This is a genomic window from Mesorhizobium sp. L103C119B0 (assembly GCF_000502235.1).
In the GTDB taxonomy this organism is placed as follows: domain Bacteria; phylum Pseudomonadota; class Alphaproteobacteria; order Rhizobiales; family Rhizobiaceae; genus Mesorhizobium.
Window position 1 is genome coordinate 1 of sequence record NZ_AYXE01000043.1, and the last position, 9,534, is coordinate 9,534.

At 57.8% G+C, this 9,534-nt stretch carries 6 protein-coding genes; 4 read left to right on the plus strand and 2 right to left on the minus strand.

Annotated features, from left to right (window positions below):
• Positions 1-413: 413 nt before the first annotated feature.
• Together X728_RS137315 and X728_RS1000000168070 are read right to left on the minus strand one after the other, a co-directional pair.
• Complete coding sequence (locus X728_RS137315) at positions 414-680, minus strand: DUF982 domain-containing protein (protein ID WP_023711802.1); 267 nt, start codon at positions 678-680, stop codon at positions 414-416.
• Positions 681-1,665: 985 nt separating this feature from the next.
• Positions 1,666-3,336, minus strand: a complete 1,671-nt coding sequence (locus tag X728_RS1000000168070; RefSeq protein WP_023833254.1) for a caspase domain-containing protein — start codon at positions 3,334-3,336, stop codon at positions 1,666-1,668.
• A 224-nt stretch (positions 3,337-3,560) separates the two neighbouring features.
• Between X728_RS1000000168070 and X728_RS137300 the strand changes: the two genes are divergently transcribed.
• The 4 genes from X728_RS137300 to X728_RS137285 all read left to right on the plus strand — a co-directional run bounded on the left by X728_RS137300 (position 3,561) and on the right by X728_RS137285 (position 9,474).
• Positions 3,561-5,510: an adenylate/guanylate cyclase domain-containing protein gene (locus X728_RS137300; protein ID WP_023825861.1), complete on the plus strand. Its 1,950-nt coding sequence runs from the start codon at positions 3,561-3,563 to the stop codon at positions 5,508-5,510.
• 13 nt (positions 5,511-5,523) lie between these two features.
• Positions 5,524-6,306: a hypothetical protein gene (locus tag X728_RS137295; protein WP_023692409.1), complete on the plus strand. Its 783-nt coding sequence runs from the start codon at positions 5,524-5,526 to the stop codon at positions 6,304-6,306.
• Positions 6,307-6,563: 257 nt separating this feature from the next.
• Positions 6,564-8,171, plus strand: coding sequence for a heparin lyase I family protein (locus X728_RS137290; RefSeq protein WP_196815128.1), 1,608 nt, complete (start codon positions 6,564-6,566; stop codon positions 8,169-8,171).
• Positions 8,172-8,781: 610 nt separating this feature from the next.
• A complete protein-coding gene (locus X728_RS137285) occupies positions 8,782-9,474 on the plus strand; it encodes a tetratricopeptide repeat protein (RefSeq protein WP_155924063.1) in 693 nt (230 codons plus the stop codon).
• Positions 9,475-9,534 lie beyond the last annotated feature (60 nt).

Consider the following 9,534-nt stretch of genomic DNA (forward strand, 5'->3'; position numbering starts at 1 on the left):
TATTCTGGGACAGCGCGGTCAACGATTCGTTAAAACGCTCCGGAACTAATTAAGCACGCGCTAATTGACTCGCGATCTCGGGAGTCAGTGCATGCGTGAAGTTCATTCCTCCGATGATGGAGCCGATTTTGGCGGGACAAGCCTCCCGAGGGCATTGGACAGCGTCACGTACCGGCCGCCGTCTTCGTCTTCCCTCTTCCTAGAGATCCGCCATTCGTTGGGCGAGTGGGTTGTTCGCATCATAGGGAGGAACGGTGAAACGTATTCCCGAGCATTCGAATATGAAGCAGATGCCGTCGCTTTCGCTGGCGATCAGTCTTCTCGTCTAGGATTGGAAGCTCCCCCGAAGCAAGCAACTTGACGAAATCAGCGAGCGACGCGCCTAGGAGACGGCGGTTCATCATCACGATGGTTTATGGCACTTGTCCGACATGCCGAGCGCCGGACTCCGTCTTGGCCGGCTGCAGCAAGCGCTGGTCGATAGCGGCGGCCTTGAACGCCGCAAATGCTACGGCCGGACTGCAGCTTCCATCCTTGGCCTCCGCAATTAATCGGCACGCATTCCTATAGGCCGCCGCTTCTTTATTTGGCCACTGCCCCAGGAGCGCTTCCTCGGCCTCACAGATAGAGGAAACCGTCATTGATTTCCGGTCTTCCATGCAGAACCAGTGCGATGCCATGCGCGGCTTTGCAAATCCGAAGCCTCCATCCTTGCCGCAGCCGGCATGTTCACATGCATGATTGTCGACGCGTCGTCGTCGCGGAGTGGCCCTGTCATGTATGGCCTCTGCCAAAGACAATGCACGATCAAGGTCATGCGGGATAGTTCGCCAGGCACCATATGGCGGTTAATTCAGCGATGGCCGCCTTTTGGCTGAGAGGTGAGAGGCCGCGCATCTGCTTTCCCATCTTGCTGACAGCGCGATGTATGGCCGGCAGCTCGCGCCTTATCGTGGCGTAGATTTCGGGCTGTTCGGATTCAGTCGCAATCGTCGGTTTCTGTCTCCAATTTGCCCGCAGTGAACAAAATAGGAACACGGTAGTCAATCCCTCTTGACTGGACAGGAATATGTTCCTCATTTTTGTTCACTATGGCGCACGATCCGATCGACACTCTGGGAAGGCGACCCGGCACAACATGCTTGTGAAAGCCGAGTGCAGCTGCGGCAACGTCCGCTACTGCCGGTCCGCGGACCTGATGATGGTCTAATGGCGGCGGCGTGGATCCCTTGAAGCTCAATTTCGACTGCAACAGGTGTAAGCCGCAGATCAAAATCACGCTTCTCGAGGTCCATCCCGAGCATCTCCCCAAGAGTCACGCATCGAGTTCCCCGCTCCTCCCAGGAAGAGATTCCCGGTTCATGTCGTTTATTGCTAGGCGCAGAGGCCCTGCACCAACGCTTTGAAGGTCAGCAATGCGCCTAATATCCGTCGTTGAGCAGACCCTAACCGCATCCCAAAAGCGGACATCCGAGCGAACATCCGCAGCCGCACGTTTGCACCAGTTGCCGACATTGACGCCGCTGGCGAACTCCATGAGCTTGACGATACGACCGCCGTTCATGTTTAAGATCGGCTCTTGACTCCTATGTAGCTCTTGCAGTTGCTGGCCTCGTAGCATCGGCCTTTCAACAGAAGTGCGGCCGACGGCCGACTCCGCCCTTTCTACATTCTTTCCATAATAACTTTTCCTGAACACCCGCTGCCAGCTCCGGTCCCTTTAAATCTGCCGGTTCCGTTGTCACCCTTTATGACCCCGCTCAGGGTGTTCCCGCCCGTTCTTCCTTTATATACAAAGGTGCTTTTCATATTGACGGCGCCGCTGCTGGAAATGCTTCCTGTAAATCCGGAGTCAGACGATACTCTGCCATCTCTTATGAAAACGCGTGTTGAGAGTTCTCGCCAATCGCCGCAGTCCGTTGTGGCTCGTCTGACTAATTTCCATGTGCCATTAAAGGCGCTTAGCCCGCTCGTCTGGGGCACACAATGATCGCCCTGCACCCTCATTCCGTCTTCACAAATAAGCGGGCAGATACGAGCTCCGACCGCCCTTAGTCTTTCCAGAAGTTCCGCTGTCGGTTCCAATGATGCAAGCTTGACACCTTGCCTGCCGGCATAGTCTTGAAGTGCTTTGCGGCTGCCCAAGCCCCATTTGCCGTCGGCATGGCCGGCCAGGCACCCCAGGCGAACCAGTTCCACTTGAGTGGCCCGTGTAAGTTCGCCAGCGTCTATGTTGCCTGCCGGTGACTGCGGCAGCGGATTGGGTTGTTCAAGGCTGGCGACTTCCATCGCCTTGGTATTGTCGGTTGCCTTAGCGATGCGCTCCGTCGTTGGCTGTCCCGCCACCTGTTTGGTGGAAGCCTGCCGTTCCGCTTCAAAACGCTTGGCGATACCGTCGATCTTTAGCCTGGCAAGGGCCGCAAAGACGCCCGTCGGAAACTGCTGTAGATACGCCTCGAAGAAGCTCTTGTCGGTTGAGTCCTTGATGGTCGCCCAATAGGCTAGCTCGACCGCGTTGTCTGGCGACGCAGTCTGCGGAAGCGAAGCAGACGCCTGTTTCGGCTCGGCCGTTGCCGCGAGAGGCCTCAAAACGACTTCTCCCGTAAGCGACGAATTTTCCCACGGCACCTGCTTCCCATCCGTGGCGGCCAGCACATCGCGGCGCACATCGACGAGGTCGCGCATGATATCCTGCCCCGGCGTGCCGAGGTGCGAGAGCAGTGCAGTTGTGAACGGAGAGTTCCGGCCCGCCCCGTCTATCGCGACGTTACCTGGTTGCGTTGCGAACGCGATTAGCGACCCGACTCCGCTGCCAAGTCTGGCAAGACCACGCCCTAGGGAACCGGAGCGCGTCCCCATGGAGCGGGAAAGCTTCTCCGCAAACGGATTATCCCGGCAGGCATCGAGGAAGATGAGGTTAACCTTCGTGCTGCGTTCCATCGCCGAAAGTACGAGGTCTATCGGCAGGGCCTCAAAGTCGAGGTCGTTGTAGCTGGACAACTGTGCATCCACCGGCACCATATAGTTGCTGCCATTCACCTGCAGGCCGTGTCCGGCATAGAAAAAAAGCGCCATGTCGGCACCGTCGAGCCTCTCCAAGAAGTTGCGTACTGTGCGTCGCATTCCCGCCAAGTCGAGGTCCTGGTCGCTCACGACCTGAAACCCAAGGCTTTCAAGTTTGGCAGCTATGTCGGAGGAGTCGTTCTTCGGATTGGCTAGTTGGACGGCATGCTGATAGGCAGAATTGCCAATGACCAACGCAAGGCGTTTCTCGGCGACTGCCTGTCCCGAAACAGCGGCAAACAATAAAACCAAGAGAATGAAAGCGCGGCGCATGGCGAAACGGCTCCCCAAGGGAACTTGTAGCAGAGGCTAATGCAACCGAAAAGAGCTATGCCCCGGGCTGCGGACGAGTGGCCTGCGACTCTGAGATGGATTGGCGGACACCGTTTCGGTGCTGGGGTCGTGCATTCCAATGCAAACGGGCGACAATTTGCTTGATGCGCCTGAACGGGTATGCTGGCAGCGAGTAGCGCTTCCACTTAGGGGTGTATTTCGGCGTGCGGACACTTGGCCGGATCGTCAGCCTGCGGCGAGGGGGCATCGCCGCATCGCTCGCCTATCTGGTTCTGCTGGGCCTCTGGACCGCTCTCGTGTCACCGCCGTTGGAGAACATCCTGCGCGACGTGATGATGGTCTCGATCTCGCCGTTCACCCATGCTCCACCCAACATCGTCGTGGTCTCAATAACAGAACAGACCCTGGCGAATTTTCCATACCGCTCACCACTGGACCGTGGCTTCTTGGCCGACATGGTGGCCCGGATCGAGTCCGCCCGCCCTCTCGCCATCGGCATCGACCTACTGTTCGACCAGGCAACAGAGCCGGAAAAGGATGCCCGCCTCGAAACTGCCATTGAAACCGCCCGTGTGCCTGTGGTGATCGCCTCGGCTTCGCGGACTGACGGCCTTACCCAAAGACAATCCGACTATCTAAACGCGTTCGCTCCGTCGGCAAAGCGGGGCCTTGCAGCATTGTTGCATGACAATCTCGACGGCGTGGTCCGTGGGGCCTTCCCCGGTCGAGAAGGCGGCGGCGCTTGGATGCCAAGTTTTGTTGCAGTGATCGCAGCATCCACCGGCGTTGGTGGCGGCCACTCGCCGGAGGAGATGGTCTACTACCGCACGGGGAACAGCCTGCCCTTCAGCTTTCCAACCTATCCGGCACAGGCCGTTCCGCTGGCACCGCTCAGCTGGTTCGAGGGGAAATATGTTCTTATCGGTGTAGACCTACAGCAAATAGACCGTCATCCGACACCGTTCGCGTTGTTGAGCGGGGCGAAAATCGGTGTCCTCCCTGGCGTCGCGATCCACGCCCATTCGTTAGCCAGGCTCGTGTCCGGGAATCGGATAACGACCCCTTGGCCTGCAGTGGGCTATGCGCCAATGCTTCTTGTCGGGCTGTTCTGCTTATGGATCGTTTCGCGGCCGATCCCGGTGGTCCTCAAACCTGTCGCGGTCGCTTGTACGGTGCTGCTAGTATGGATCAGTGAGGCGTGGGCGTTCGCGCGGTTCGCAATCCTCGTTCCGATGGTCGCCCCTGCATTGCTTGTGGTCGGCCTGTCGGCGTTCGTTGGCTTCCTGGCTTGGAGACGGGACGCCAAGGCTCGCCAGTTCATTCTGAACGCGTTCTCGAAATATGTCAGTCCGGCCGTTGTTGCAGCGATTGTCAAGGAACCCAACGCTCTCCATCTCGGTGGCGAGAAGCGTGAGCTCACCTGTGTATTCACGGATGTCGAGGGATTTACGTCATTCAGCGAGCAACTCGCGCCAGAGGTGCTCGCAGATGTATTGAACGAATATCTGAACGGGCTCTGCGAGTTATTTGTCGAGCATGGTGCAACCATCGACAAGGTCATCGGCGATGCGGTGGTCGGCTTCTTCGGGGCTCCGGCAGCACAAAATGACCAAGCGGAGCGGGCGGTGTCTCTGGCACTTGCTGTGCAGGACCACGCGCAGCGGCTGCGCGAGAAATCGGCACGACGGGGCCATTCACTCGGATCCACCCGCATAGGTATTCATGGCGGGCCTGCAATCGTCGGCAACTTCGGGGGAAATCGGTTCTTCAACTACACAGCTATTGGAGACACGGTAAACACTGCGGCCCGACTGGAGGGCGCAAACAAGTACATCGGCACGAAAAATTGCATAAGCGCGGAAGTCGCGAAACAAGCAACGCGCTTCTTGCTGCGGCCTGCGGGAGTTCTGCACCTTAAGGGCAAGAACCAAGGCATCGAGGCTTTCGAGGCAATGAGCCGAACGTCAGAAAATACGATACTATGCGAGGAATACGCAAAGGCGTACGCCCTGCTTGGCACCGACGATAAGCTCGCGACAGCGGCATTTGAGCTGTTGGTCACAAACTATCCACAAGACGCCCTGATCGCTTTTCATCATAGCCGTCTTGCAAGCGGACGCTTCCGAGCAGACATTCATCTTGCCGACAAATAGGGTCATCAATGACATGAGCCTCATGCGTCCGATCTCGCAAATCGCCTCTCTGACCCTCACCGCGGCCGTTCTTGTGACGGCGCAACGCGCGGTCGCCGGCAGCCAGTATGTGGTCCTGTCAGCTGAGCCGGCGGTGGATGAACTGCCGCCAGGCAAGCTCTTTATGCCAAGCGACGTCATCAACGTGCCAGCCGGTACGGTCGTCACTTTGCTCGGCGAGGACGGCAGCGTGAACGCGCTTTCGGGTCCAGATTCCTTCGTGGTAACTGAGGATGCATTGACGTCCGGCAGTTTACAGGGGACTGCCAAAGCGCAGGAAGGCCCTTCAAAGCTTGACCTGATAGCCGTCCTCTTGGCGAACGAGCGCAAGAGAACGGAGTCCATCGGCGGTTCGCGCACCACTAGCGACTATTCCACGCCGAGCGGGCTCGACGACCCCTGGGCAGTGTCCATCGAAGAATCCGCCCCGGGCTGCATCCGCGATGGTGTTATGGTTCTTGCGCGCGAGGGCATAGGTCAGAGCGCGGTTTTTTCAATCCGCATCGGCGACGGTGAGCCGTTCAACGGCATAGTCTGGAGCGCAGGCAAGCTCACTTACTCTCTTCCAGACCGTATTCCTCCCGAGGTGAAATCTGTTGTCGTCGAGACCAACAAGACATCGGCGTCGATCGAAATTAAAATGTTTCCAAAGAACGTTCTTGAAAATCCGCTGGAAGTTCTTGGATGGATGGTAAGCAGCGGTTGCAAACGTCAAGCGTTGGCCTTGGTGCATCAGCTTGTGACAAAACAGCAATGAGTTATTGGCTAGCAGCCGCGCCGCGAATGATGGAGCGACTGGCTAACGGCGTAGCGGCGCCATTCTCAGAGTCGCCATCGCCAGGCATCAGGTAAACTGCAAGGCCTTGGTTTGGTGGACTGTAAGTGCGCTAACGATGATCCGAGCTCGTCGATTTCTGCACAAGGGCACAGTATCAGGCGAACGAAGGGCGTCATCAGCCGATGTCTAATTGAATGTCAAGCGCGGACGCGCTGGAAAATCGAGAGGAGGGTGCGATGCTCCATCCGCGTTTCAACGTTATTATAGCCTTGGCTGTGACTGCGGTTGTGAGTTATGCCACGGGCCGGCTGGAGGCCGCCGAAGAAACCGGTTTCGATCCTCTCGTAATCGACGAGTTGAGTGCTCCCAAGTCCGTTGCGATCATCGATGACCCAACCGGCGAGGCGCCGACCTCCAAGGTTTATTCTTTTCGGATCCCCTCAGGTTATTGCAGTCCACGGCGCTATGAGCCGCATGCTCCAGCTAACGACTGCGACGAGCAGTCGGTACGGTCGCAAGTTCGTGAAAACGTCTTTGCGACCAAAAAGAACGGCAATGGGCAGCCGAAACAGGGCTGGTATGGGTTCGCCGTCTACTTACCTGACGACTTCCCATACGGCATAAAGCAAGCTGACGGTTACATGCAACTATTCTACTTTCACAACAAACAATGCCAGCACATTTCACTCGCAAATTTCGCGGGCAAAGATGACTCTCTCTACCTTGCATTCAGTAACGCGCTCAGAAACTACAACTGCACGCCCGGTCCGCGCCTCAAGGTCGCCGATTTCAAGAACCTTGTCGGCAAGTGGAGCCGCTTCGAGCTATTTATTAAGTGGGCGAAGGACAGCTCCGGTCGGGTTAAGGCGTACCTCAATGGCAAATTAGTGACCGAGTGGCGTGGACCGACCTTCACCCCCGGACTTGAGAGCACCAATTACGCCAAGTTTGGCATCTATCTTTGTTGCACCCAAGCGGTCGCTCGGGTCAGAGACGCGTCGCTATACTTCGCGGCGGTCAGACGGGCCGCAACTCGCGATGGTCTCTACACGCTAGGCGACGCCGTCGCGCTCAAATCGCTGCAGGTGACCCTCAATGCTTTGGGCTGTGACGTCGGCAAGCCGGACGGGCGTCCCAGCGAGCGCACCCGCGAAATGGCGCTGAGTTGCCGCACATTGCCGGCAGCCGTCGCACCTCGGGACCTAAGCGTTGCGACAGTGCGGTCCTTCCTCGCGCTCTACTCGGACCCGACAACCGCTGGTTTGCAGAGGGGAACATTCATCGAGCCGCCAACCGAGGTGGCGGTCGTCTCGAACGTACCGAACGATGCCGCGGCACAGGCAGGTCTGCTTGTGCCCGTGTTCAAGGTACACGCGTACGAGGGACAGACGCAAAAAGGAGGCAGCGACTCGACCTATGTCACCGACCTCGACGTCAAGATCGACAAATCCAGCGGAACGCCGAATTTCGGCCTGGCTGTCGTAGTTCATTCCTATAACCCTGGGAACATCGATAGCCTTGAGATGTTCCTGAACGCTCCCACGAAATCAGCCGGCAAGATCGCTTCTTGCGCCATGGGCAGTATTAAGTATCCCGACGGCACCGATCATGTCGCCTTCCGGTTTGACAAGTCCGGCGACACCTGGATCGTCAGCAACGCTTCATGCCTGATCTCGGCGCTACCCAAGAAGGAAGCTGCGGTCGTGCGCTTCGTCGCCGAGCACTTCTCGGACGTTGCGGTAGGCATGGTTACCGATGGCAGTGTTAACCTTCTGACGTTCGACGTGATGCGCAATCTTGTCGGCAGGGTCGCCACCGGGGAACTGAAGATCGCGGCCCGATAGCCTTCGTAGAAACTCCACTATCCGAAGAGGAAGATCATCGCCGAGACTCTTCCCAGGTCGATCCTCGCAAATCATAAGACAGAGAGCTTGCTAGCCAACATGACCATGTGCAGAAACGCACCCAGCCTAGCCGGCGGCTCAGGTAGGCAGCGCTCGTCGAAACCGCGCAGGCCCAGTTCGCGGCCTTGGCGGCTCTGCCTGCAGAGCGCGACATAGCTGCCTCGACTATGTGCGACGCAATGCCCGCTTCTTGATTGCATTATCCTGAGAACAGGCTATCTGCTTTCGGCCCCAGTTCAGACAACGATCCGTGTTTCACATCGCATATTGATAAGCGTCAGCCCTTGAGGCTGATCGGGTAAACTGTCTCAGTCCGGCTTATCGCCCAAAGCCAATGCAGAGATGTCCATCCACATCGCTCCTCGTTGAGGGGAAATCGTTGTCGGTCCGGTCCGAAAACGGCGTCGGGGCGGGGATGGGCGCACCTATCGCGGCTCTTGATGAAGATCGCACGGTGACATCGGGCGGCATCCTGAAGTCGAACTCCCTTCCTTCGGGGGTTTGATGTAGTTTGGGCGGCTAGTCGCCGACAGCCATGGAGTTGGATACGATGACGTACTTCGATCTAGGCACCTTCTCCCGCCGGCTGGACAACACGCTTTCCGAGGCGCAGATGTGGTTCGACCGGGGACTGATCTGGCAATACGGATTTAACCACGAAGAGGCCATTGCCTGTTACGAGCGCGCGCTCGAGGTGGCGCCTTCGAACGTCATGGCGCGGTGGGGAATTGCCCACTGTCTGGGTCCAAACTACAACAAGCTATGGACCTCCTTCGGGCCTGAAGAGCGTATTGTCGCTTTGACGCGGGCGCATGTATTGCTGGCGGAAGCGTGCGATCTGTCTGCAATCGAAGTCGAGCGCGCCTTGCTTGATGCGCTGACATCGCGCTTCCCTACTGATCCAGAGATTGCGGATTATGGCCCTTGGAATGACGATTTCGCTGATGCGATGCGCACAGTGTACGAGAGGTTCCCTGACGATCTGGATGTGACCGCGATCTTCGTCGAGGCACTGATCAACCGCACGCCTTGGGCGCTGTGGGATACTCGGACCGGGCAGCCTTCGGCTGGCACCTCGACGGTGGAAGCGCGCGCGGCTTTGGACCGCGCCTTCACGACCCAGCCAGCAGCCTGGGGACATCCGGGGTTGTTGCATTTCTATATTCATCTGATGGAGATGTCGTCCACGCCAGAAAAAGCCTTGCCGCATGCAGATCGGCTGGTGCGCCTAGCAGGCTGTTGAAAAAGGGGCTCGCGGTTGGGGTAGCTCCGTGATTCACTCATTTCGCGAGAATGCGGAGGG